Annotated in this window: 28 protein-coding genes; 24 read left to right on the top strand and 4 right to left on the bottom strand. The window is 50.9% G+C overall.

The window, feature by feature from the left end; genetic code table 11:
• The first annotated feature begins 22 nt into the window (after positions 1-22).
• The 20 genes from rpsQ to rplQ all read left to right on the top strand — a co-directional run bounded on the left by rpsQ (position 23) and on the right by rplQ (position 11,185).
• On the top strand, positions 23-280 hold the full coding sequence (gene rpsQ / locus IX84_RS13945; protein WP_044146973.1) for a 30S ribosomal protein S17: 258 nt from the start codon (positions 23-25) through the stop codon (positions 278-280).
• A 75-nt stretch (positions 281-355) separates the two neighbouring features.
• A complete protein-coding gene (rplN, locus tag IX84_RS13950; RefSeq protein ID WP_044146974.1) occupies positions 356-724 on the top strand; it encodes a 50S ribosomal protein L14 in 369 nt (122 codons plus the stop codon).
• A gap of 35 nt (positions 725-759) precedes the next feature.
• Positions 760-1,113: a 50S ribosomal protein L24 gene (rplX, locus tag IX84_RS13955; RefSeq protein WP_044221830.1), complete on the top strand. Its 354-nt coding sequence runs from the start codon at positions 760-762 to the stop codon at positions 1,111-1,113.
• Positions 1,113-1,670 (top strand): 50S ribosomal protein L5, encoded by a 558-nt coding sequence (gene rplE / locus IX84_RS13960; protein WP_044221833.1) that lies wholly within the window; start codon positions 1,113-1,115, stop codon positions 1,668-1,670. Before rplX ends, rplE begins: the two co-directional genes overlap by 1 nt.
• Positions 1,671-1,698: 28 nt before the next feature.
• On the top strand, positions 1,699-1,968 hold the full coding sequence (rpsN, locus tag IX84_RS13965; protein WP_044221836.1) for a 30S ribosomal protein S14: 270 nt from the start codon (positions 1,699-1,701) through the stop codon (positions 1,966-1,968).
• A 78-nt stretch (positions 1,969-2,046) separates the two neighbouring features.
• Complete coding sequence (rpsH, locus tag IX84_RS13970; RefSeq protein WP_044221839.1) at positions 2,047-2,454, top strand: 30S ribosomal protein S8; 408 nt, start codon at positions 2,047-2,049, stop codon at positions 2,452-2,454.
• 42 nt (positions 2,455-2,496) lie between these two features.
• On the top strand, positions 2,497-3,051 hold the full coding sequence (rplF, locus tag IX84_RS13975; RefSeq protein WP_044221842.1) for a 50S ribosomal protein L6: 555 nt from the start codon (positions 2,497-2,499) through the stop codon (positions 3,049-3,051).
• 85 nt (positions 3,052-3,136) lie between these two features.
• Positions 3,137-3,490 (top strand): 50S ribosomal protein L18, encoded by a 354-nt coding sequence (gene rplR / locus IX84_RS13980; RefSeq protein ID WP_044221845.1) that lies wholly within the window; start codon positions 3,137-3,139, stop codon positions 3,488-3,490.
• 21 nt (positions 3,491-3,511) lie between these two features.
• Positions 3,512-4,030, top strand: coding sequence for a 30S ribosomal protein S5 (gene rpsE / locus IX84_RS13985; RefSeq protein WP_044221848.1), 519 nt, complete (start codon positions 3,512-3,514; stop codon positions 4,028-4,030).
• Between the two features lie 71 nt (positions 4,031-4,101).
• Positions 4,102-4,284, top strand: a complete 183-nt coding sequence (rpmD, locus tag IX84_RS13990; RefSeq protein WP_044221851.1) for a 50S ribosomal protein L30 — start codon at positions 4,102-4,104, stop codon at positions 4,282-4,284.
• A 93-nt stretch (positions 4,285-4,377) separates the two neighbouring features.
• Positions 4,378-4,827, top strand: a complete 450-nt coding sequence (gene rplO, locus IX84_RS13995; RefSeq protein ID WP_044221854.1) for a 50S ribosomal protein L15 — start codon at positions 4,378-4,380, stop codon at positions 4,825-4,827.
• A gap of 116 nt (positions 4,828-4,943) precedes the next feature.
• The gene (secY, locus tag IX84_RS14000; RefSeq protein WP_044221855.1) at positions 4,944-6,317 is read left to right on the top strand and encodes a preprotein translocase subunit SecY; all 1,374 of its coding nucleotides are present in this window, start codon (positions 4,944-4,946) and stop codon (positions 6,315-6,317) included.
• A gap of 190 nt (positions 6,318-6,507) precedes the next feature.
• On the top strand, positions 6,508-7,329 hold the full coding sequence (gene map / locus IX84_RS14005; RefSeq protein ID WP_044221857.1) for a type I methionyl aminopeptidase: 822 nt from the start codon (positions 6,508-6,510) through the stop codon (positions 7,327-7,329).
• A 111-nt stretch (positions 7,330-7,440) separates the two neighbouring features.
• A complete protein-coding gene (gene infA / locus IX84_RS14010) occupies positions 7,441-7,659 on the top strand; it encodes a translation initiation factor IF-1 (RefSeq protein ID WP_044221858.1) in 219 nt (72 codons plus the stop codon).
• A 43-nt stretch (positions 7,660-7,702) separates the two neighbouring features.
• Positions 7,703-7,819 (top strand): type B 50S ribosomal protein L36, encoded by a 117-nt coding sequence (ykgO, locus tag IX84_RS14015; protein ID WP_044221860.1) that lies wholly within the window; start codon positions 7,703-7,705, stop codon positions 7,817-7,819.
• Between the two features lie 47 nt (positions 7,820-7,866).
• Positions 7,867-8,244, top strand: coding sequence for a 30S ribosomal protein S13 (gene rpsM / locus IX84_RS14020; protein WP_044221862.1), 378 nt, complete (start codon positions 7,867-7,869; stop codon positions 8,242-8,244).
• 83 nt (positions 8,245-8,327) lie between these two features.
• Positions 8,328-8,732, top strand: coding sequence for a 30S ribosomal protein S11 (gene rpsK / locus IX84_RS14025; RefSeq protein WP_044146985.1), 405 nt, complete (start codon positions 8,328-8,330; stop codon positions 8,730-8,732).
• Between the two features lie 23 nt (positions 8,733-8,755).
• On the top strand, positions 8,756-9,367 hold the full coding sequence (rpsD, locus tag IX84_RS14030) for a 30S ribosomal protein S4 (RefSeq protein WP_044221864.1): 612 nt from the start codon (positions 8,756-8,758) through the stop codon (positions 9,365-9,367).
• A 159-nt stretch (positions 9,368-9,526) separates the two neighbouring features.
• Entirely contained in the window at positions 9,527-10,525 is a 999-nt protein-coding gene (locus IX84_RS14035) for a DNA-directed RNA polymerase subunit alpha (RefSeq protein WP_044146988.1), read from the top strand.
• A 153-nt stretch (positions 10,526-10,678) separates the two neighbouring features.
• A complete protein-coding gene (gene rplQ / locus IX84_RS14040; RefSeq protein ID WP_044221866.1) occupies positions 10,679-11,185 on the top strand; it encodes a 50S ribosomal protein L17 in 507 nt (168 codons plus the stop codon).
• A 214-nt stretch (positions 11,186-11,399) separates the two neighbouring features.
• Here rplQ and IX84_RS14045 read toward each other — a convergent pair whose 3' ends face one another.
• Complete coding sequence (locus tag IX84_RS14045; RefSeq protein WP_044221868.1) at positions 11,400-12,350, bottom strand: DUF3078 domain-containing protein; 951 nt, start codon at positions 12,348-12,350, stop codon at positions 11,400-11,402.
• Between the two features lie 90 nt (positions 12,351-12,440).
• Positions 12,441-12,788 (bottom strand): hypothetical protein, encoded by a 348-nt coding sequence (locus tag IX84_RS14050; protein ID WP_152605059.1) that lies wholly within the window; start codon positions 12,786-12,788, stop codon positions 12,441-12,443.
• A gap of 709 nt (positions 12,789-13,497) precedes the next feature.
• On the opposite strand from IX84_RS14050, the gene IX84_RS14060 reads away from it, so the two are divergent.
• The 4 genes from IX84_RS14060 (at position 13,498) to IX84_RS14075 (ending at position 24,348) form a co-directional block, all read left to right on the top strand.
• Positions 13,498-16,431 carry a DUF11 domain-containing protein gene (locus tag IX84_RS14060; protein ID WP_044221876.1) on the top strand — a complete coding sequence of 978 codons (2,934 nt, stop codon included), beginning with the start codon at positions 13,498-13,500 and terminating at the stop codon, positions 16,429-16,431.
• Positions 16,432-16,449: 18 nt separating this feature from the next.
• Positions 16,450-20,643 (top strand): HYR domain-containing protein, encoded by a 4,194-nt coding sequence (locus IX84_RS14065; protein ID WP_044221879.1) that lies wholly within the window; start codon positions 16,450-16,452, stop codon positions 20,641-20,643.
• Positions 20,618-22,078 (top strand): T9SS type A sorting domain-containing protein, encoded by a 1,461-nt coding sequence (locus IX84_RS14070; protein ID WP_044221882.1) that lies wholly within the window; start codon positions 20,618-20,620, stop codon positions 22,076-22,078. The genes IX84_RS14065 and IX84_RS14070 overlap by 26 nt, the downstream gene beginning before the upstream one ends.
• Before the next feature lie 194 nt (positions 22,079-22,272).
• Positions 22,273-24,348, top strand: a complete 2,076-nt coding sequence (locus IX84_RS14075; RefSeq protein WP_052516010.1) for a TonB-dependent receptor family protein — start codon at positions 22,273-22,275, stop codon at positions 24,346-24,348.
• On the opposite strand, the gene IX84_RS14080 is transcribed toward IX84_RS14075, so the two are convergent.
• Both IX84_RS14080 and IX84_RS14085 read right to left on the bottom strand, forming a co-directional pair.
• Entirely contained in the window at positions 24,345-24,713 is a 369-nt protein-coding gene (locus tag IX84_RS14080) for a phage holin family protein (protein WP_044221885.1), read from the bottom strand. The genes IX84_RS14075 and IX84_RS14080 overlap by 4 nt on opposite strands.
• Entirely contained in the window at positions 24,713-25,033 is a 321-nt protein-coding gene (locus tag IX84_RS14085; protein ID WP_152605060.1) for a hypothetical protein, read from the bottom strand. The genes IX84_RS14080 and IX84_RS14085 overlap by 1 nt, the downstream gene beginning before the upstream one ends.
• Between the last annotated feature and the right edge of the window lie 80 nt (positions 25,034-25,113).

Raw genomic sequence — 25,113 nt, forward strand, 5'->3', positions numbered from 1 at the left:
AGGTTTCAAAGTACCGCATAAAATGGAAGAAAGAAATCTGAGAAAAACCCGTATTGGCGTGGTAGCCAGCAATAAGATGGACAAAACCATCAGCGTTTCTGTTCAGCGTAGGCTGCAGCACCCTATCTACGGTAAGTTCGTGAAAAAGAGCCGCAAGTTTGTGGCCCACGACGAAAACAACGATTGTAATATTGGGGACAAGGTCCGTATTATGGAGACCCGTCCGCTCAGTAAGCGCAAGCGTTGGCGGCTCGTAGAGATTATCGAGCGTGCGAAGTAAATTTTAATTGCCCTGGACAGGCCGCTAGTCATATAGATTATGCCTGCCAGTTGAAATTCTTTAAATTATACAACGATGATCCAGCAAGAGTCCAGGATGAGAGTTGCGGACAACAGTGGTGCCAAAGAGGTGCTCTGTATCCGTGTGCTAGGCGGTTCTAAGCGTCGTTATGCTTCAATTGGTGACCAAATCGTAGTTTCTGTGAAGGAAGCAACACCAAGTGGCAATATCAAGAAAGGTACGGTTTCTAAAGCGGTAGTTGTACGCACCAAAAAAGAAATCCGCCGCCGTGACGGCTCCTACATCCGTTTTGATGACAACGCCGTTGTGCTTCTCAACGCTGCCGATGAGCCCCGGGGCACCCGTATCTTTGGCCCTGTAGCCCGTGAACTTCGCGAACGCGATTACATGCGTATCGTTTCATTGGCACCTGAGGTACTTTAATCCAATTATTGAAAGCGATCATAAGTCGATATACCATGCAAAAGAAATCACATCAAGGCAAAAGGTTCGCACCTAAGCTGAAGATCAAAAAAGGCGACCGCGTCGTAGTGATTGCTGGTGCTCATAAGGACCGCGACACGGTTCGGGAAGTACTCGAAGTCCTCCCTAAAGAGAACCGTGCTATCGTAGAAGATACGAATATGGTCAAGAAGCACACTCGCCCAACTCAGGACAATCCTGGTGGGATCAACGAGGTACCTGCGCCTATCCATATTTCTAACCTGATGCTGGTAGACCCTAAGTCAGGTGAGCCTACCCGTGTGGGCAGAAAAGAAGAAAACGGTAAGCTGGTACGTTATTCTAAAAAATCCGGAGAAATTATTAAGTAATGAGCTACACTCCAAGACTGAAGAAAAAGTATCGGGAAGAAGTAGTACCTGCACTCATGGAGCAGTTTCAGTACAGCTCTATCATGGAGGTACCTCGCATCGTCAAGGTTAGCTTGAACCAGGGTGTTGGGGATGCTACTCAGGATAAAAAGCTGGTGGACAACGCAGTGGAAGAGATGAGCATCATCGCTGGTCAGCGTGCTGTGTCAACCAAAGCCCGTAAATCCGTTTCTAACTTTAAGCTGCGGGACGGAATGCCGATCGGTGCTCGTGTTACCCTTCGTAACATTAAAATGTACGAATTCATGGACCGTCTGATCACTGTAGCACTTCCTCGTGTGCGTGACTTCCGTGGTGTGAATGACAAAAGCTTTGACGGGCGTGGAAACTATTCCATGGGTATCACAGAGCAAATCATCTTTCCTGAGATCTTAATGGACAAGGTGAACAAGATCACTGGTATGGACATCACTATCGTGACTACAGCCAAGACCGATGCGGAAGCCCTGGCATTGCTTAAGATGATGGGGATGCCGTTCAGGAACCAACGCAACTAAGTAATTCAATCATAGCAATTTATTCATAATGGCTAAGAAATCAATCATCGCTCGCGAACGGAAAAGAGAAAAAATGGTAGCAAAGTATGCTGCCCTGCGTAAGCAGCTCAAAGAGGAAGGTCGCTGGGAAGAGCTTGATAAGCTCCCACGCAATTCCAACCCGATCCGCCTGCACAACCGTTGTAAGCTGACCGGCCGTCCAAAGGGCTACATGCGTCAGTTCGGCCTGTGCCGTGTGAAATTCCGTGAGATGGCGCTCGAGGGTAAAATCCCCGGCGTGACAAAATCGAGCTGGTAACTTTATCGAAGTCAATCATAGTCGTCTGCAAACCCGGAAAGCAATTAGGGTTTTGACGGCTTCTATAATCAGGATAAAATGGCAGTATCAGATCCAATAGCAGATTATCTTACGCGTATCCGCAATGCTCAGCAGGCGGGTCACCGTATCGTTGATATCCCTGCGTCCAAGCTGAAAAAGAGCATGACGGAGATTCTCTATAATCAGGGATTCATCCATAAGTACAAGTTCCAGGAAGAAGGCTTCAATGGACAAGGCTCTATCCGGATTGCATTGAAGTACGATCCGCGTACCAAGCAGCCTGTGATCCGCAAGCTGGGGCGAATCAGTACTTGCGGTCTCCGTAAGTATTCTAAAGCCGCTGATCTTCCAAGGATCATTAACGGCCTGGGTGTCGCAATTGTGTCTACTTCCAAGGGAGTAATGACGGATAAGCAGGCTCGTGCCGAGAATGTAGGCGGAGAGGTGCTCTGCTACGTTTACTAAGCCACTTTCATCGTTGTTTGAAAGTTCCAAAATACAGTTAAAATGTCAAGGATAGGAAAAGCACCGATCAGTTTGCCAAGTGGCGTTGAAATTAACGTAAGCAAAGGTAACCTGGTAACGGTAAAAGGACCTAAAGGTGAGCTGACTCAGCAAATCGATCCGGAAATGGAGATCGCTGTTGAGGATGGTGAAATCAGTGTAAAGCGCCCAACGGAGCAAAAGCGCCACCGTGCAATGCATGGTCTGAGCCGCTCCCTGGTAGCCAATATGATAACCGGTGTTACCGATGGCTTTGTTAAGGAGCTGGAATTGGTAGGTGTGGGTTATCGTGCTGCGAACACAGGTCAACTGCTGGAGCTGACTATTGGTTATTCTCACCCCATCATGTTTGCACTTCCTGATGAAGTCAAAGTGACTACAGCGATGGACAAAGGTAAGGCACCTGTGGTACGGCTGGAGTCTCATGACAAGCAGCTACTTGGTGAAGTCGCCAACAAAATCCGGTCTTACCGTAAGCCTGAACCTTACAAAGGTAAAGGTATTCGCTTCGCTGGTGAAGAAGTTCGCCGCAAAGCTGGTAAGTCTGCTAGCAAGTAATTGAACTATTGTTCACTGTTTATCATAGGTTGGATCTTGGGTTTGGAGCCCGCTCTTTACACTAAGGTCAAAAATTAAGTGAATCATGCAATTTTCAAAGCGTAATCGACGCAAGCGCATCCACTGGCGCATCCGGAATAAAGTTACCGGCACGCCTGAGCGCCCGCGTCTCAACATTTACCGTAGTAATAAGTATATCTACGCGCAGCTTATTGATGATATTCAGGGGCATACCCTGGCTTCCGCAAGCTCACGTGAGGAAAGCGTTTCAAAAAGCGTTAACAAATCTGAGCAGTCGAAGGAAGTAGGAAAGCTTTTGGCAGAGCGTGCCAAGGCTGCCAATATTGATAAGGCTGTTTTTGACCGCGGCGGTTACCTGTACCATGGCCGTGTGAAATCCCTGGCGGAAGGCGCACGTGAAGGTGGTCTGCAATTATAATCATCTACAACAACATAAGTAATGGCAAAGAGAAGTTCCAACAGGGTTAAGCCCGCTGAAACCGAACTCAAAGAAAAACTGGTCAACCTCAACCGCGTTGCAAAAGTAACCAAAGGTGGTCGTACCTTCAGTTTTGCCGCTATCGTTGTCGTAGGCGATGGTAACGGTACAGTTGGTCATGGTCTGGGAAAAGCCCGCGACGTATCTGAGGCAATTTCCAAGGCAGTTGATGACGCTAAGAAAAACCTCGTGAAGGTGCCACTGCACAACGGTACGATTCCTCACGAGCAAAAAGGCAAATACGGTGCTGGTCGCGTACTAATCAAGCCTGCAGCCGATGGTACCGGTGTAATTGCCGGTGGCGCAATGCGTGCTGTATTGGAAATTGCAGGCGTGCATAACGTACTGGCGAAGTCAATGGGCTCACCTAACCCGCACAACGTGGTTAAGGCGACAATTGACGCACTGAAAAAACTACGCAGCCCAATGACAATTGCCAAGCAGCGTAATATTTCAATGGAAAAACTTTTCAACGGATAAAATCATCCGCATCTGCCCGGCAGAACTGAATCCATCAGATACTGTCTAATGCAGAATAAAAAGCTGAAGCAATGAGTAAGATCAAGATCACTCAGGTAAAAAGTGTTATTGACCGCTCCAAGAAGCAAAAAGCAACGATGCAGGCGCTGGGGTTGAGAAAAATCCGTCAAAGCGTTGTTGTTGAGGAAACAGCCCAGATCAAGGGCATGGTGAATAAGGTCAGTCACTTAGTTACAGTCGAGCCTGCGGGCTAAACTTTTTTTAAGCTTAAGGAAAAAGTTTGTAAAGCCGTTAATAGCGGATATCTTTGCAGACCATTCTTTAAAAGAGAATAAACGATAATCGCAATGGAACTACATAGCTTAAAGCCTGCCGAGGGTGCAGTCAAAAAGCGCAAAAGAATTGCCAGAGGCGTTGGTTCTGGGCACGGCCGCACCGCTACCCGCGGTCACAAAGGTGCTAAGTCTCGTTCCGGCTTCAAAAATAAGCGTAACTTTGAAGGTGGTCAGATGCCTCTTCAAATGCGTTTACCAAAAATCGGTTTCAACAACCACAACCGTAAGTCTTATACTGCTATCAATCTGGATAACCTTCAGGCGATGTCAGAAAAGTACGGGGTTGAGAAGTTCGATATGGAAACCTTAGTTAAGCTGGGTGCTGCTGGCAAAAATGACCTGGTCAAAATCCTGGGTAACGGCGAGCTGAAAGGCAAGTTCGAAGTTGTTGCTCATGCTTTCTCCAAGTCGGCCAAAGCCGCTATCGAAGCAGCTGGTGGCTCTGCTACTGTAGCTGAGTAATTATACTGTGCCGCGCTACGCGGCGCTTTATTTTTTGGGGCTACGGTCCCACGGGGTTTTTGAGAAGAGCTGATAGCCGCTCTTCAATGTGGTAGACAGGCTATAAAATTACGCAGATGAAAAAGCTAATCACTACTTTACAGAATATCTGGAAAATCAAAGAGTTGCGTAACCGCATTCTCTTTACCTTAGGTATGCTCTTTGTTTTCCGCTTTGGCTCTTATATCGTGCTGCCAGGTGTCATTCCCGAGGTGCTTGATAATGCAACTCAGAATAACAACTCGCCAAACGACCTGCTTGGGCTGATCAACGTATTCACTGGTGGCGCTTTCAATAACGCCGCTATTTTTGCATTGGGTATCATGCCTTATATTACGGCATCTATCATCATTCAGCTGCTGGGCTTTGCTGTACCTTACTTCCAGCGCCTTCAGCAAAAAGAGGGGGAGTCTGGCCGTAAGAAGCTCAATCAAATCACCCGTTTACTTACTGTTGCCATCACTTTGGTACAGGGCGGTGGTTACCTGACTTACATCAATAGTCTTGGTGCCGTTGACCCAACTATTCCGCTCAGTATTTTCTGGATTTCCAATATTATCATTCTTTCCACAGGTACTGTTTTCTCCATGTGGTTGGGCGAACGGATAACAGACCGGGGTATTGGGAATGGTATTTCCTTGTTGATCACTATTGGTATCATCGCTACTTTGCCTCAGGCTCTGGTATTCGAATTCCAGTCTCAGTTGGAGAACAACGGTCTGATCATCTTCGTACTGGAGATGGCTGCGCTCTTCGGAATCGTTATGGCTACTGTACTGATCGTACAGGGAGTCCGCCGTATCCCGATCCAATTCGCTAAGCGTATGGTAGGGCGTGGTTCCAACCAAATGCCTGCGCAGGGAGCACGGGACTACATACCGCTTAAGGTAAATGCTTCAGGTGTAATGCCGATCATCTTTGCTCAGGCATTGATGTTTCTGCCTGCTACTGTTGCTCAGTTCTTTGCCGGGGAAGGAAGCGATTTGGCGACAAGCCCTGTTTTGCGGGCACTGAATGACTTTACATCAGCACCATACAACATTATTTACTTCATTCTGGTGGTGCTGTTTACTTATGTATACACGGCGCTATTGGTCAATCCGCAACAATATGCAGAGTACCTCAAGCGTCAGAATGCCTTTATTCCTGGTATCAAGCCAGGTAAGCCAACGGCAGACTTCATTGATGCGGTAACTACCCGTATTACTTTGCCAGGGTCTATTTTCCTGGGTATCATTTCTATTCTGCCTGCTTTTGCAGCTGGCTTCGGAGTAAACATCGCTTTTGCAATGTTCTTCGGGGGTACCTCATTGCTGATTTTGGTAGCAGTAGTACTCGATACTCTACAGCAGATCGAGAGCCACCTGCTTATGCGCCGCTATGATGGTCTTGTTAAGTCTGGTAAGATTCAGGGCCGGAGCCGTATGCAGGGTATAGGTGCTAATATGTAAGCCCTTTCCTGCTGAGAAAAGCTGGTCCTTCTGGAAAAAGGGAAAGGATTGAAGAATATTATATGTCCCGTACCGCCGCAGAGTCTAATGTGCTCTGCGGCGGTATGGTGCTAAAAGGAACAAAGGTTTCTTCTGCGCCTTATAACAGGAGAGCAACCGGATGTTTCCTTAAATAATGTAAGGTCTCAACATGGTTTTTTACAAAACAGAGGAAGAGATAGAACTGCTGAGAGAGAGCAACCGTATCGTGTGCATGGCGCTTGCTCATGTTGGCAGTATGCTGCGGCCGGGAATGACCGGTGCTGAAATTGATAAAGCTGCGGAGGAGCTGATCCGGGATCACGGCGGTGTCCCTTCGTTTAAGGGGTATCAGGGTTTTCCAGGAAGTTTATGTGTTTCTGTCAATGAACAGGTCGTGCATGGTATTCCCACAAAAGATCAGGTATTTCAGGATGGAGATATCGTGTCAGTGGACTGTGGGGTACATCTGAATGGTTTTCACGGTGATTCTGCTTACACGTTTCCGGTTGGAGAGGTTGACGAGGCGGTCATGGAACTTTGCCGGGTAACTCATACTTCCCTTTACAAAGGGATTGATGCGGCAATTGTAGGCAACCGCATTGGAGACATAGGCTTTGCCATACAACAGTATGCTGAGAGAGAGCATGGATATGGTATTGTCCGTGAATTAGTCGGGCATGGTATAGGCCGTGAACTGCATGAAGCCCCTGAAGTGCCTAATTATGGCAAGCGCGGGCGCGGACCGGTACTCAAGCATGGATTGGTTGTCGCTATTGAGCCGATGGTCAACCTGGGGCGCAAGGAGGTTCGCACCGAACGGGATGGCTGGACGATTTACGCTAAAGACCGCAAGCCTTCTGCCCACTATGAGCACTCTATTGTAGTGTTAAAGACAGGGCCACAACCCTTGTCGGACCATAGTATTATTGAAGAAGCTTTGGAGAAAAACCCGGATGTTCAGTACGTGGGGGTGATTTCTCAGGCGGTATAAGCCAGCAAAAGCTGTTTATAAGATCGGTGTAGAGGAGGATTTTGATTTTTTGTGTCTATTACCGTGAAAGTCAGATAAAAATGATTATCTTTGCACACCGAAATTCCGAGTATGTCCAAGAAGAACTTAATTAAGCAAGACGGGATTATAGAAGAAGCTTTGTCGAACGCAATGTTTCGGGTAAGGCTGGAAAACGACCATGAGATCGTTGCTACGATATCTGGAAAGATGCGCATGAATTATATCCGCATTCTTCCAGGAGATAAGGTTGCAGTAGAGATGTCCCCTTATGATCTGTCCCGTGGGCGGATCACCTATCGTTACAAGTAAGACCGTTCTTGCACATTACTGTCTAAACAGAAAAACGACCATCATGAAAGTTAGAGCATCTGTTAAAAAACGCTCCGCCGATTGTAAGATCGTTCGCCGTAAGGGTAAGATCTACATTATCAACAAAAAGAATCCTAAGTTCAAGCAGCGTCAAGGCTAAACCTAGCCCGCTGATCTGCATTAACTGAATCAATTAAATAGCGTAAAATGGCTCGTATTGTAGGTGTCGATTTGCCTCGTAACAAGCGCGGTGTCATTAGCCTGACTTACATCTTCGGAATCGGTCGCTCCAAAGCAGCGATGATCCTGGAGCAGGCAGGTATCGATGAGAATGTAAAAGTAGAGGACTGGACGGATGAGAACGTCCGTTCGCTCACCAGCATCATCACTGATGAACATACCGTTGAGGGTGAACTGCGTTCTGAGGTACAATCCAACATCAAGCGTTTGATGGATATTGGCTGCTACCGTGGTTTGCGCCACCGTAAAGGTCTGCCCCTTCGTGGACAGCGTACACAGACCAATGCCCGTACTCGTAAGGGTAAGCGTAAGACTGTTGCGAACAAGAAGAAGGTAACTAAGTAATCATTTTCGTCAAGGCACATGATGGCTGCTCATTGCAGCAGTGCATCCGCTGTAGATACGAAACCTTGTTAAATTAATTTCCAATGGCAAAGGGAAAAGGAAAATCAGCCGCAAAGAAGACTAAGAAGCGGAACATGAAAGTGGAGGCGGAAGGAATGGCTTACATTCAGGCTTCCTTCAACAACATAATCATCTCATTGACCAACAAGCGTGGTCAGGTGATCTCCTGGGCTTCTGCAGGTAAAGCTGGCTTCCGTGGCTCTAAGAAAAATACGCCTTATGCTGCGCAGGTTGCTGCTGCAGATGCGTCCCGCACTGCTTACGATGCAGGGCTCCGTTCCGTTGAGGTATTCGTCAAAGGACCTGGTTCTGGCCGTGAGGCTGCTATCCGGGCTATTGACGTGGCAGGTATCAAAGTAACTCGCATCAAAGACGTTACACCTGTACCACACAACGGCTGCCGTCCTCCCAAGCGCAGAAGGGTTTAATTAATCGAAAATAGTTTATTCTGATGGCGAGATATACTGGTCCAAAGACAAAAAAAGCAAGAGCGCTCGGTGAGGCGATCTATGGTGCCGATAAATCATTCGAACGCAAGAAATATCCTCCGGGGCAGCACGGCAACGGCCGTCGGCGCAAGCAAAAGTCCGACTACGCCCTGCAGCTCATGGAGAAGCAGAAAGCTAAGTACACTTATGGCGTGCTGGAGCGTCAGTTCCGTAACCTTTTCGAAAGAGCTAACAGTGGTTCAGGTGTAACCGGTGAAGAATTGCTTCGCCTGTTGGAATCTCGCCTGGACAATACGGTTTTCCGTCTTGGTCTTGCTCCAACCCGCCGCGCTGCCCGTCAGCTGGTTACACACCGCCACATTACTGTAAATGGTGTGATCACTAACATCCCATCCTGTTCATTGCGCCCTGGTGATACTGTCGCCGTACGGGGTAAGTCTCAGGGAATGGAGGTCGTTAGAGATGCTGTGGCTGCAAAGTCTGATATCCGCAAATTCGCATGGCTGGAATTCAACCCTGATACCATGCAGGGCAAATTCCTTGAATACCCAGAGCGTGAGCAGATACCGGAAAAGATCAACGAGCAGTTGATTGTAGAACTGTACTCTAAATAATACCGTTGCAATGTACCTGCCTGCAGGCGGGCTGATCGCAGCGACATGTACGAAAATACTAAAAAGTGCCTTCCGCAAGGAGGGTGCTTTTTAGGCGTACATAGGCAACCGTTTCTGCACCCGTTTTATTCTTCCATTTAAAGAACGAAGGTCAAATATATGAGTATCCTAAATTTCCAGAAGCCGGACAAGATTGTAATGCAGAAAGCCAACGATTTCGAGGGGCTTTTTGAATTCAAACCTCTTGAACCGGGCTTTGGCCAAACCGTAGGTAACTCCCTGCGGCGTGTGCTGTTGTCTTCCCTGGAAGGCTTCGCGATTTCTGCTGTCCGTATCGCGGGCGTCGAGCACGAGTTTGCTACGATCCGTGGTGTGGTTGAAGATGTGGTGGAAATCATCCTTAATCTTAAGCAGGTTCGCCTCAAGCAGCTGCTGAGCGAAGAAGAAATTACCACTGAGAAAGTATACCTGACCATTAGCGGTAAGGAAGAGTTCCGGGCCGGCGATATTGAAGAGCATACTAATGTCTTCAAAATCATGAACCCTGACCTTCTGATCTGTCAGATGGAACCGTTCGTTAACCTTGAGGTGGAGTTGACGGTGACTAAAGGGCGTGGTTATGTTCCTGCCGATGAAAACCTGCCTAAAGATGCACCAATAGGTGTAATCCCGGTGGATGCCATCTACACGCCAATCAAGAACGTAGCTTACCGTGTGGAAAATACACGTGTAGGTCAGCGGACTGACTACGAGAAACTTTCCATTGATGTGAAAACGGATGGTACGATCCACCCTGAAGACGCGATCAAGGAAGCTTCCCGTATCCTGATTCAGCACCTGATGCTGATCACGGATGAGAATATTACTTTTGATGATGCTTCCACCCGTGAAGAGAACATCGTTGATGAGCACATCTTGCATATGCGCAAGCTGCTGAAGACCTCACTCGAAGACCTTGATCTGTCTGTTCGGGCCTACAACTGCCTGAAAGCAGCAAAGATCAACACACTGGCAGAGCTGGTGAAGTACGATACGCACGAGTTGCTTAAGTTCCGCAACTTCGGTAAGAAGTCACTTGTAGAAATCGAAGAGCTACTGCAGGACAAAGGCCTGACCTTCGGTATGGATCTTTCCAAGTACAAGCTCGACGAAGAATAATAAGGATTCAACAGGTGGTGTAGTGCCCTTACCGGCACTGCTCCTCGTTTTTTATAACCCTGTGATTACTGCTTTTCCAAGCGGACCGACCTGTGGTCTATGCCTGAAACGGCTCCCGAAAAGTAGGTGTCACGATGTAAATCAATCTCTACAATGAGACACGGTAAGAAATTAAATCATCTTGGCCGCAAGGAAGGGCACCGTAAAGCCCTTATGCGCAACCTCGCTTCTGCTATCATTGAGCACAAGCGTATCAACACGACGCTGGCCAAAGCTAAAGCGCTTCGTGTATACCTTGAGCCCCTAGTGACCAAGGCACGGAAAGGGAGTGCTCACGATCGTCGCGTCGTGTTCAGCTATCTGCAAAACAAAACAGCAGTTACGGAGCTTTTCGGTCCAATCGCTGAGAAAGTCGGAGAACGCCCGGGTGGCTACCTTCGTATTATCAAGACAGGCTTCCGCCGCAGTGATGCAGCCGAAATGGCTATGATCGAGTTTGTTGACTACAACGAAGTATACACTGCTGGCAAAAGCGAAGGTGGTGGCCGTCGCCGTCGTCGTCGTGGTGGCTCCGGAAAAGGCAAAGGTGCTGAAACTGCAGCCGCAGCGGCTACTGCAGCAGCTGCAACATCTGCAGCGGCTACTGAGGAGGAAGAGTAATTATTACCCTTCCGATCCATTTACATCTTTGATGAAAATCAGGAAAGGCAGGTCTCGGAAGAGGCTTGCCTTTTCTGATTTATGGAGGTCATACTATGGAACCAAGAAGTGGGTGGAATGATGGAAGTCCGGTTTTGTACAACTGGGGCAAAAAAACAACGCCAGGTGCAAAAACTTGCACCTGGCGTTGTTCTTTATCTGTTAGGGACAGCGTTTAATTGGAGCTAATCGCATAGCTCAAGCCAAGGATCCAGTATGTCTGCAGGGGATTGTCCTCCCTGCCCGCAGCAAGTGCTTCCTGCTTATTATTGCGCAAGCCAATATCAAGCCCAATGCCAACACCTTTGTAAGCAGTGCTGAAGGTATTCACCCAAGTGTAATTGGATAAATCCTGACCTTCATAGCTTAAGAAGGCAGACAAGTTGGATTTCCAGTTGAAGCCTTTGACAATAGTCTTGGTGTAGTCGGCTACGACTTTAGCGCCTAGAGAAGACTCGAAATTGAACCCGTCATCTGCAAAGACAAAGTTGTAGTTGAGTGGATGAACAACCACTACCAGGTCTGTAACCGGCGTCCATGTGGCACCCACACCAAGGTCAAGATAGCCCGGGTTATTCAGTTTGCCGTCCAGCACAGAAGTCCGGTATTCCCCAAGTGTGGAGATAGCCAGTTTGGGCGACAACTTGTAGCCATAAAGGGAGACTACGTTGAAGGCATCCGCAGCGACCTGGAACTCATCGGTATCATCAGGGTTATCCTTGTTGTCAAACTTCAGCCAGCCCAGGGTTAGATTGGCGCTGTTTCGCCAGAAGGCGTTTTCCCAATCTCCATTGATAAAGGCGGTAGACGTGAGGCCGATGTTGATGGCAGAAGTGCTGGGTTGGTCCTTAGGCAACCAGCTGTCAAAGTTGGAGATATTCAGGCCAACATTGCCAAGTAAGCCTTTTTTCCAACGCGGGTAAGGTGTAAGCTGGTCTGTGAGGTTGGCAACATCAGACTGCAGCTGGTTGACCTGCTTCTCCAGCGCTTTAAATTCTTTCTCCAGAGAATCCAGTTGGGCACTTTTTGCCGCTTTTTCTGCTTGTAATTCTTCAGTTGTTTGGGCGTTTATCCCGACCGGTAGAAAGAAGAGCGTGACCAGCGCCATGATAAGAAATCTTTTCATCAGGTGTTAGTTTAAGTGAGATGAATAATACAAATCTAGTAAGCAGGAATTGCTATACCAGTGCAACACGGTAAAGTAGACGTGTATCTGCTAAATAGTCACAAATTCTGCCTGATTGGAAAATACAGCATAGCCATAGCTGTTTACCCAAATCAGCTGCCCGGGCCCTTCATAAATCCGTCCCGCTTTAAAGGAATTCCCCTCCATATTTGTGATGACAGGTTGGGCGTGTTTGCCATCGAATCCAAACAATCCTCCGTTAGTGGAAATCCAAACAAGCCCTCTGCTATCTTCCAGCGTATGGTGTACAAGCAGGTTGGTCAGGCCATTCTCCTCATTGATGTGCCGGGATAACAGCCTATACTCCTGCTGCGGTTGTGCAGACAGATACATGGAGGCAAACAGGATAAGACCAAGTATTTTCGGGAGCTTATACAATAGGAAACGCTTGTTTGGTAAATAGGTCTGTCGGTATTTGTAAAAGTAACAATATCGCGACTCAATTTTCATCCCTTTCAGAAGAAGTGCCGGGCTACAGTGCGTTTTGTCGGGTTCGTATAGAGGCTTGTCCGATTTGTATCTGCTATCTGTCCTACCTTTGTCTCAGTTAAATGCACAAATCCACTGTACTCATGAAAAAAATCAACCTGTTACCGCGCTCCTTTCAGCGCCGGCTCTATTATTATTCCGCTTTTTACAAGCCTGTAAGACCCTCGTTGTCCAGAGCATGGAGGAGAACTTCTCAGCCAGAAGATTCTGATGGGACTGTACCCGGTTTCGAAGTATTTTGCCGTAATCCATGTCACATATTCTGCATTTAAGGTAGAGTTTTCTTGTGTTGATAATGAGGCTTGAGAAATCTGGCATTACTTTTGTAGTACCTGCATTGAAATAACAGTTCGACCTGCAAACACTTCTTTTTAGGACACACTAAGACACTACTACAAAGGTCCTCGAATAAAGCAGGTCAGGTAATTCTAATTACCCCTGTGTTTCGAGCTGTTAAAACCTCCATAAGTACAACAATCGTAATCTCGACTGCGCCATTGCGCAGCAGGTAAACCTATGTCAAAAACGAATGATCCATAACACTTAGCGGTTAAGCCCGCTGTAGTGAATAGTACAATTTTGCACAAACCATAGCAACATGAAAACCACGCTTACCCTATTGTCAGTTATTGCCGTACTTACATCAACCCTGCTTGCCTTTAACCCCGGTGCTTTTTCTCTGGATAATTGGACTGATAGCCATCAGGATGCACCCGTTGTTCAGCAGAAGGACGAAGCACTAAGTATGCCAAATATTTTGATCCTGGATATCGGTATTATGGTCAGTGATGATACGCCTGAAACAGGAGTAGCTTTCACATATACAATCAGCTATTCGACTCAGAGCCTTGTGGAGGATGCTGACAACCCGGTTATTGAGGTGCCCCTGCCTAATGGGATTCAGGTTGTCAGTTTCGTAGGCAATGCTGAAGTGGGCAGCACTGAAATCGTCAATGTTATGGGCACGCCGACCTTTCGCATCAATATGAAAAATCCACTTGAAGCAGGTGCTGCGGGTATTCTCATGTTGGAACTGGTCATTCCGCCCGGGCAGGTCTGTGATGGTACAGTAATTCCCGCTGCTGTTACCTTCTCGGCGGATGACGCTGATAATAGCCCTGTAAGTGACCAGATAGATATCACCGTAAGCGCACCTAATGAAGAGTGGAACGTAAACGTAAATGCAGTGACAGTTGGTGTACCTGGCTCTACTTCATTGTTTCAAATAGGCATCAGTCCATCGGCAGTTACGGGCTTTATCGCGCTCGATAACGCTTCGCTCACCGCAGAAATCCCCGCTAATACCAACGTAGTGAATTGCTCAGGCTGCATGCAATCTGGCACGACACTAACCTGGGATGTCAGTAACGCCTCCGGGGCAACTTCCTTTCCCCTGGTTTTGGAATTTCCTTCTCCGCCTTTCGACTTTAGTGATAACTTTTCCATTGAAGCAATGCTCGACGGCACCACCATTTCAGACTGCCCAGTTAATGTGGATGATACAGATACCTATAACGGTATCCTGCCTTCGCCCAACCCGCTCATTCAGTGTGGCGTGGGTCTCTCGACTTTTGAAATCGGAGATCAGGGTGGTTACGTGGCCAATGCCGATGTGACCGGTAATGTCGAAGTGGATGATTTTACCGCAACCATTACTATCCCGCAGCAGATCCAGATTACGGGCATCAGGCCTTCCATTTACCTGTTTGAAGGCTTGCCGGTAATGGTTGCTTACGAGACCAACCTCGGAGGCCCATTCCCACTAGGTAGCTTTAATACCACGCTTGATGGTTCCGCTGGTGATTTCGCGCCCCCGACACTAGGCGCAGGTGAATTCCTGACCACTTTGGTTTACGAGTTCGGTACGGTGCCTCCCGGATTTGGCCCTGTAGACGGGATCGTCCTGGATTATGAAGTACTGGCTACTGATCAGTTGGGCAACCCGGTTATTGGTGCCAACCCCAGAATCACTAATCCGCTATACGTTTCCTGTCCGAATCCTGTTTATACCTGTATTTCACCTGAAGTGGAAGTTTCCGCTAACTACGAGGGAGAACCATTGCCGAATGACCTATGCGATGAAAGTGCAGCAGTTACCCGTATTCCACCGGTTGGGCCGGGTTCTCCTAATAAATCAGCTTCCGGAAATATATTCTTTGTTGGGGATGAAGTCACTTACACCCTGTCTTTCAATGTGTGTGGCCCTGACCCACTCATAAATGGGCTGGTAACTGATGAATTGCCCGCTGGTGTTAATCTGGTGCCGGGTTCAGTTGCCTACAGCTCTAATATCACGGATATTGGAACCCCGGCGCTCAATCAGATCGGCAGCACCCTGACCTGGGACTTTTCCGGCATTGACCTGCCCGGCTCCACGGAGGTAGAAGAAGATTGCGGAGCAACCTACACTATTGAGTACACGGTAGAAGTGACGGAAGTGGCCAATGGCCCTGGTAGTTCTACCCTGAATAATACCTTCACGATTGATGGTGATGATGTGGATATCGCACCGGAGGCAGAGTTGCCCGGAGATGAGGACAATATTACCATTCCGCCCATCGGCCCTACTAATTTGTCGAAGACCTCCCTGAACGGCTCAGACGGTAACCCCGAAGATACCGTTACCTTCCGGTTGCGCTTTCGCAATCAGGGCCCTTTTGATGTCAACAACGTCGTCATTGTCGACCAACTGCCCATGGGGCTGGACTTTGTGCCCGGCACCATTGAATACAATGGGGGGCTTACTCCTGCCGATAACGATGGCATGGTCTACAACAGCGGCAATCGTACCCTTACTTTTGAATGGGCCAGCCTGAGCGGATCAGCTCCGGGGGAACGCTACTCCGAATTCTATGAAATCACCTACGATGTAGCCATCCCACGGGGCTTCCCTCCCGGGCCATTGCAAAACTGTTTTACCGTTACCGGAACAGGCGACTACATCCGTCAGGACCTGCCCCTCGAGGACTGCGAAACGTTCACGGTAAACGCACTGGTACAGACGAGTTCACGGAAGGGCGTACGGGGAGACTGTGATGCCGACTTTGTCTTTTTCGATCCCAACGGGCCGAATCCAACGCTCGATAACCTCAACGGTATCGGCCGCACTTTTCAGGGCGGAGCCGCTGACTGGAAACTCATCATCGAAAACACCGGCAACGTTGAGGTCAAGGATATCACAGTTATTGACATCATGCCATTCATTGGCGATGAAGCGATTTCCTTCCCGGCTGACCGGGAGAGTGAGTGGCGGACCAACTTCGTAGAAGTGGTTTCCATGCCAGCTAATGCCACCTATGATGTATTCCTTATCCAGGCGGGCGTTGGAGAAACCTTAGTTGGCTCGGCAGTTGCTCTGGCCCAGCCGATAATTGTCGAGGGCCTTGGCGAGGGCACTTACCGTGTCCGCCTTGAGCTTGTAGACCGTGGAAACTGTGCCTACGGGGAAGGTTGCCTGCCTGAGCTGTACGAAGAAGAATTTACATTAGTAACAACAGACTCCACGCCACCCGCTAAAACCGTTACAGACTAGGCCGGGCTGGAGCCCCCGATGATGATCTTGTACGAAAGTATTCCGGAAGGGGAGTGTGGCGTACAGTTCAACTGGACAGTAGAGCTGGACGACGACTGCCTGAGCGACGGCGTGAGCCTGGAAGCGCAGATTACTACACAAACGGACAACCCTTCCGTATCCCCAAGTGCCAGCGTGACAGTATCCGATGAGGAGCCGCTCTACGTAGTGGCTGTCCATGCAGGCATTGGTACGAATGCCCTGCTCTTGATCACCTCAGATGAGGCGGGCAACAGAGATACGATGTCCTACGAAATCACGGTAATGGACAACCGCGCCCCTGAAATCTACGGCCCCGGCGACATGCAGGTGCAGATCCCGGCCTGCGAAGACGGCATGCCTGTGAACTGGCAAGTGTCAGCAATAGATGACTGCGACCTGGATGCAATGCTGGTGCAGATCAGTGGCCCGCAGCCGGGCGATGTGCTGGCGCCAGGCACCTACACAGTAGTCTACCAGGCTACAGACGACTACGGCAATACAAGCCAATACAGCTTTGACATCACGGTCACGCAGGCGCAGAGCCCTGCCCCGATCGTGGACGTGTCCGGCAACGGGCAGTTCGTGATCGAAGACTGTGCTGAGGACGGCTTCATCGTCTTCTCGGGCCATATTTATGACTGCGAGCTGCAGCCGGGCGATGTGCTCGACGGGCTGATCAGCATTAGCGGCGCGCCTCTGGAGATCACCTACATCCTGGTGGACGAGGGCTATGCGTACTTCGAAGCCACGGGCAGCCTGAGCGCCGGCAGCTACCTGATCGCTACCAGCTACGAAGGGGTGAGCATTGAGCATGCGGTAGAAGTGGTGCAAGATGCTGATACGCCGGCGGTAATGACAATGCCCGGCAACCTTACGTACCAGGTGCCGAACTGCGAAGGCGAAGCAGCGGTAAGCTTTGCAGTACAGCTGGAAGACGACTGTGATGAAGACTTTGGCACAGCCAGCTTCACGGTGAACGGAGCGCCTGCGCCCCCATTCGACGCAGCGCTGTCGGACCCCGCCAACGGCTACTTCGCGTGGAGCCTGAGCCTGCCACCTGGCGTGTACACCATCGTGGGCACGTACACCGATGGCGGCGGCAATACCACCGAGGCTACGGCTACGATCACGGTGAATGCGGATGAAGACAATTCGGCCCCCGTTATCGTGTACCCATCGCAGAACATCATGGAGGAACTCGACCCCTGTGGGCCAGACGAGGCAGAGATCTGTTTCCAGGCCACAGCCATTGACGATTGCGAAGGCGATATCGTGGCCACGGTAACGGTGACAGGCCTTGGCGGCGCTGCTGTCCCGGTTACCGCAGACGGCACGGCCTATTGCTTTACCGCGGGCCCTGGCCAGTACACAGTTAGCATAGGCGCGGTGGACGCAGCGGGCAACAGCACAAGCGAAGCCTTCGGGGTGTCTGTCACACAAGACGATGCGCCGGAAGCGAACCTGGCTTGCAACGATGATATCAACGTGACGCTGGACGAGAACTGCTCGCGCGTTATCACAGCAGATATGGTGCTGGAAGGCAACTTCGGCTGCCTGCAGGAAGACGACTTCGCCATCACCATCGTCAATGATGACAACCCCGCCAACGGCAACATCCTTGACGGGCACGGACAGTGGATTTACGAGATTGATGGACCGGACGGCTTGATGGGCTTCCAAGACTGCTGGGGCTATATCACGAGCGAGGACAAGACCGCGCCGGTCATTACCTGCCCGCCCAATAACCCAGTGGACTTTCTAACTACCGCATTTGACACTTTGTACGGTGGTAATGGCGGTAACCTGACTCAACAGACCGCATTTATCGTGCAGACTTATGTCTATACAGGCGCGCCTTCAGCTACCGATAATTGCAGCACGACTCTGGATTTTACAGCTACCGACAGTTTTTCTACTTCTGGTGACTGTGGTGATATTGTAATCACAAGAACATTCACGGTAACGGACTTAAATGAGAATTCGGATGCTTGCACCCAAATCATCACGCTTCGTCCGCCTACGCTTGATGATGTACTGTTACCGGATGATGTGGTGGAAATTGATTGTGGGACCTCATTTGAAGCCCTGCCAAACGGTGCGCCAGTAACTGAACTAACAGGTTTCCCTGAGGTTGATGACCTGCCTGCTTTCGGCCCTCATACCATTAATTTTAGCTTTGGCACTTTAGCTGCAGCCTATGAAGATGGCGCGATTGTTCAGGAGTGCGAAGGTACCTTTAAGCTTAACCGGGTATGGACCATTTATGACTGGTGCGAGCCGGGAGCGATCGTAGAGTTTGTGCAATTGGTTAAGGTAGGGGACTACACCGCGCCGGAAATATCCTGCCCCGCAGGTCCACTGTTTTACTCTGCGAGCCCATTTTCGTGTGGCGGTTCCTTCGAGGTGCCAATGCCAGGCGTGAGCGACAACTGCTCTAACGTAACGGTATACACTGAGATCGTGACGACAACAGAGGAAGAGGTGATCAACCAGTACGGCCTGCCAACCGGACAGTTTGTGACCGACACCGTAGTGGTGCGCACAATCCAGCCTGGCGCGAACCGTTTCGTATCTTCTATCCCATTCGGCGGCCACTTCTTCCGCTATGTAGCAGAAGACGACTGTGGCAATGAGACGGAGCTGTACTGCCCATTCTCAGTGATCGACCAGATCGAGCCAGTGGCAGTATGCGACGACCAGCTGAACGTAAGCATCGGCGGCGGCAACATCGTGCCTGGCCAGCCAGCGCTTGCGCGGGTGTTCGCATCTGACGTGGACGAAGGCTCATGGGACAACTGCGGTGATGTATCTATCGCGATCTTCCGCAACAACTTCAACCCGGTCACTTATACTTGCGGCACGCAGAACAGCGTAACCGGCGATTTCGTCGACTTCTTCTGCTGTGACGTAGGCGTTACATCTGATATCACACTGGTTGTAACCGACCAGTACGGCAACCAGAACTCCTGCTGGCTGAGCGTTACGCCAGAGGACAAGATCAACCCATTCTGTGACGCGCCAGACAACGTAGTAGTAGACTGCGACGACTTGCCATACGGCTTCGACGCATCTGACGCAGGCCAGCTGGAAGACCTGTTCGGCATGGCGACGGGCGCAGACAACTGCGGCGTAGCATCTGTACAGCAGGTAGCATCGAACGCTGACCTGGAGTGCGGCTACGGCTCCATCACCCGTATCTTCCGCGTCACTGACGTGAACGGCCTGAGCAGCACGAACAGCTGTGTGCAGGTGATCACGATCAATGAGGTGCACAACTACGAGATCTACTTCCCAGAGGACGCTGAGGCGAACTGTGGCACGCCAACGCCAGACACCGTTGAGTACAACGAGCTTGGCTGCGACCTGCTTGCAGTGACAAGCAACGACGAGCAGTTCTCTGCATCCGGCGACGAGTGCTACAAGATCTTCCGTACGTGGAAGGTGATCAACTGGTGCCAGTACGACGGCGAGAGCGACCCTTACATCGTGGGCCGCGACGAGGACTGCAACGGTGTTCCAGGCGATGGCGACCGTATTGCGAACAACGGCAACGGCTTCTGGCTGCTTGCACGCCCGAACGGCAAGATCTACTTCGACCAGGACACAGACGAGACACCTGACAACAACGTACCAGGCATCAACTTCTGTGGCGTATCGAACGACTACTACAGCTTCGAGTATGACGAGACTGGCTACTACCAGTACACTCAGATCATCAAGGTATACGACGACACCGCTCCTGAGATCAGCTTCACGCAGGCAGACGCATTCTGCTCACTGGACAACGTGAACTGTGATGCGAACGTGACTTATCCGTTCAGCATCGATGAGGACTGTACGCCAGACGACCTGACGATCAAGGTGTTCCTTGACCCATTCCTGAGCGGCGACCTTGTGGAGCTGACAGGCGTGGTATCTGGTTCTTACCCAGACTACACGATCACAGTGAACGACCTGCCAATCGGCAGCCACGCGTTCGAAGTGCACGTACTGGACGGCTGTGGCAACTCAGACCTTGCGATCCTGCCATTCGACATCATCGACTGCAAGGCGCCAGCGCCATTCTGCCTGAACGGCATTGCGATCGAGCTGATGCCAGTAGACGAGGACGGCGACAACCTGCCGGACCCGGGCGCAGGCATGGCTGAGATCTGGGCGAGCGACTTTGTCGACTTCTCCACTCAGGCGTGACTGCTCTGAGCCGATCAAGTACTCTATCAACCGCGTAGGCGAGCCTAACGGCCCTGACCAGGCCGGCCTTGTGCTGACTTGCGACGACGAAGGCACGCTGGTGATCGAGATCTGGGCGTACGACGCAGCTGGCAACAGCGACTTCTGCGAGACTTACATCCTGGTACAGGACAACATGGGCGTATGCGGTGCAGCAGCACCAATGGCAGCCGGTGCAGTCAATACCGAGGACAACGAGCCGGTAGAAGATGTACAGGCCAGCCTTTCCGGCCAGGCTTCTACAGCGATGACGACTCAGAACGACGGCGCTTACGTATTCACGAACCTGACAGCAGGCCTTGACTACACGGTCACGCCACAGCGCGACGGCGACTACCTCAACGGTGTGTCTACGTTCGACCTGGTACTGATCAGCAAGCACATCCTGGGCGTTGGCCCGCTGAGCACGCCATACCAGCGTATCGCAGCGGACGTTAACAACTCTGGCTCTATCACAACTCTGGACCTGATCCAGCTGCGCAAGCTGATCCTGTCGATCAGCACGGAGCTGCCGAACAACACGAGCTGGCGCTTTGTGGAAGCAAGCTATGTGTTCCCTAACCCGGAGACCCCATGGCAGGAAGCCTTCCCTGAGGTGGTCAACATCAACAACCTGCCGGCAACGGGCATCCACGGAGCGGACTTCATCGCTGTGAAGATTGGTGATGTGAGCGGCGATGTAGTGGCCAATAGCTTCTCTGCGATCGACGAGCGGGGCTTTGATGGCCGCTTCCAGCTGAAAACGGCGGACGAAGCGCTGAAAGCGGGCAACGAGTACCGCATCCCATTCACTGCGCCACAGCTGGCAGCCATTGAAGGCTTTCAGGGCACACTGGAGTTTGATGCGCAGGCACTGGAGCTGGTGGACATCCTGCCGGGTACCCTTTCAGAGGGGCACTTCGGCCTGACACAGGCTGCACAGGGCCGGGTAGCAATGAGCTGGAACTGGGCATCCGAAACGGCGGTGCCAACGGACAGTGAGCTGTTCACCCTGGTGCTGCGCGCCCGCACGGACGTACAGCTGAGCGAAGCCCTGGGCATGAGCGATGCGGTGACGCCGAGGGAAGCTTACGGCAATGGCGGTACGTTTGAGGATGTGGCGCTGAGCTTTGGCACAGCAGCTGAAGAGCAAGGCCTGTTTGCCCTCTACCAGAACCAGCCGAACCCGTTCCGGGAGGAAACGGTGATCGGGTTTGAGCTGCCGGAAGCGGTGCCCGCTACAGTGACCATCAGTGATGTGGCAGGCCGGGTGGTCCGGGCCTACAAAGTGGACGGTGTTAAGGGGTACAATCAGATTACGGTCAAAGCCTCAGACCTGCCGGCAAAGGGTATGGTATCCTATACCATAGAAACAAAAGACCATCGTGCAACCAAGCAGATGGTGATTATCGAGTAAGGAGTTTCAGGAAAACCTGGACATATATCAGAGACCGGGCATTCACTTGAGTGTCCGGTTTTTTGTTTGTATTCTATATTTTTCAAATGCCGAAGGCTGATCGATGTCTTCAGGCACCGCTTTGTACAGATTAAAACAAGGCAAAAGCGAGATTGAAACCTTTAGTTGACTTTCGGGTTTTCTCCTAAAAAAGCATGTTTCGCTCCTTCCTTTTTATGCTGGTTCTGCAGGTACTATGGATAGCTACCGGTACTACACAGTCAGATACTTTGCTTACCACAGGCTTAGACTCGGCAGTAATCGTCCGTACCACACGTCTACCCGTACCCGCTATCAGAGCCCCTTACAGCATTCATCAGCTGCAGGAGGCAGACTGGCAAAACGGGCGGCAGCATTTGTCATTAGCTCCGGCGCTCAGTCAACTGCCCGGTCTGCTTATCCTCAACCCCAATAATTTTGCGCAGGACCTTCGGTTGTCGGTACGGGGCTTTGGTGCCCGCTCAGCTTTTGGCATCCGTGGCATTCAGATATGGGTGGACGGTCTTCCGGAGACCACGCCGGATGGGCAGGGGCAGGTCGATAACCTTGATGGGGGCATTTTGAACCAGGCCAGCTTACTCAGTGGGCCGGCTTCGGGCATGTATGGCAATGCTGCTGGCGGCGTCATTCAGTTGCAAACGGAAGCCCCTCCGGAATCAGCGATGGCGGAAGCCCGGCTAAGTGCGGGCAGTTACGGTTTTCAACGATATACGCTGAAGGGTGGTGGCCGGAGTGGAGCATACAGTTGGCTGGCCTACGGTGCTCACACGCGGCAGGAAGGCTATCGGGAACACAGTCGGGTAGAAAACACCTTGCTCAATGGCCGGTTGCGTCGGCAGTTGGGCGATCGCGGTCAGGTAGAGCTGTTGCTGAATTATGTCAATAGCCCCATCGCGCAGGACCCCGGCGGGCTTCCCGCAGAGGCCCTGTCAGAAGACCGCCGTCAGGCCTGGGGGCGCAATCTGCTCTACAATGCAGGGGAATCTGTAGAGCAGGGTAGGGCAGGGCTGACTCTGGACTATGCCCTAACAGAGGACTGGCAACTGGAAGCTTATGGCTTTGCGTTGTTCCGGGACTTTTCCAATCTGTTGCCATTCGAAGGTGGTGGGGCCGTAGACCTTTTTCGCCAATTTAGTGGACTGGGAGGGCGCTTGCGGCATAGCGGGACCTTGCTTGGGCAGCCCTGGCGTCAGGTATGGGGGGTAGATGCACAGGCACAGCGCGATCAGCGGGAACGCTTCGACAACCTGGAAGGCGAACAGGGCGATCTCGTCTTTAATCAGGATGAAGTCTTTCGGAGCTTAGGTTTGTATACGGTGCAGGAATGGCAGCCGGTCAACCGCATCTGGCTGACCGCTGCATTGCGCTATGATGCTAATTACCTTTCGGCAGAGGATGCTTTCTTATCCGATGGGAATGACTCCGGCGACCGGTCGTACCAAAATTTTAGTCCTTCCGCCGGCATCAGTTATGACTATGCATCGGGCCATCATACCTACTTCAACTACAGCTACAGCTTTGAGACGCCTACGCTCAGCGAGTTATCGGCTAATCCGGGCGGGGCGCAGGGGTTCAACGAAGATTTACAGCCGCAACAGGCTCATAATTACGAGGCAGGGCTGAAGGGGCAGTTCGCCTCAAAGCTGGCGTACCGGATTGCTGCTTTTTATATCCAACTGGAGCAGGAACGCCTGCCCTACGAGCTGAGCGATAGCCCCGGGCGCGTGTTTTACCGCAATGCGGGGCGCTCCCGCCGGCAGGGCGTAGAGTCCTGGCTGCAATGGTCGCCATTCTCTAACTGGAAAGGGCGGCTTTCTTACACCTTCTCGGACTTTGTCTATCAGGAGTATGAGGCATCAGGACTGGTATTTGATGATAATATTTTGCCGGGGATTCCACGGCACCTGTGGTCAGGTATGATTGCCTGGCAGTATTTGCCAAAAGGCAGCGTAACCCTGGAGGGGCGCTACCTGAGTGAGTTGTTTGCCGATGACTCGAATACGGCAACAGCACCGGCTTTTCTGGAACTCAACCTTCGGGCTACGTATGGCATTCCATTTAAATGGGGCGAACTACAAACCTTTGGTGGCCTCAATAACCTGCTGGATGCCCGGTATGTCAGTAATGTTCGGCTTAATGCCTTCGGAGGGCGCTTTTTTGAGGCAGCGCCCGGGCGGAACGTCTACCTGGGGCTGCAGGTGGCTTTACGGAGAGACGAAGACAGCCGTTAAAGAAATATTCCGTACAGCACCGTATTGAAAATGGCCAGCAGGATGGCCAGGAAAAAGGCAGATTTGAAATTATCAATATGAAACCCTTTTAGGAAGTAAGCTGCAATAAGCAGTAATGCACCATCCACCACAAAGCTAAAGAGCCCCAGGGTGAGGTAGCGCAGGGGCGTGGTGATAAAGTCCAGCACACCGCCCAGCGTAGCGTTCAGGACGGCCAGCACTATCGCCACCAGCATAGCCCGCACAAAGTCGTCAATGCGTACGCCGTTTAGAAAATGGGCGCCAGCCATGAGTGCCAGCGCGTTGAGGATGAACTTCAGCGCCCAGTAGGCAGGCCCGTGAGCATCGAGTAAAAGCAATTCCATTACTGGCTGTTTTTCAGTTGTTCCTGTAGGTCTTTGATCGCCTGATCGCGCTCCTTGATTTCGCGCTTGAGGCGGGCATTTTCCTTTTTCAGGGCTTCAATACTTTCTGTGGCGGGCTTTTCGGAAGTCTTTTCTTTAGGTTTGCTGTCTTTAGCAGGGGCTTCCTTTGGCTGTTCCGTGGTCTCCATGCCGGTTATCGATTTGAAATTGGCAATCGGGTCCTCTCCGTTGATGTAGGAGGCACCGGCAAAGGCCAACGGCACAATGATGATCATAGCGAGCAGGAAACGGGCGAAGGGCGTAACTTTTCTTCTTGGCATCGGTGGTATTCTGTGTTGATTACGGTACAAAAGTACATCCTGAGCTGACGAGTTGCCAGATATTTCTACTTAATCCGGCA

This window comes from Phaeodactylibacter xiamenensis, from assembly GCF_000759025.1.
GTDB lineage: Bacteria > Bacteroidota > Bacteroidia > Chitinophagales > Saprospiraceae > Phaeodactylibacter > Phaeodactylibacter xiamenensis.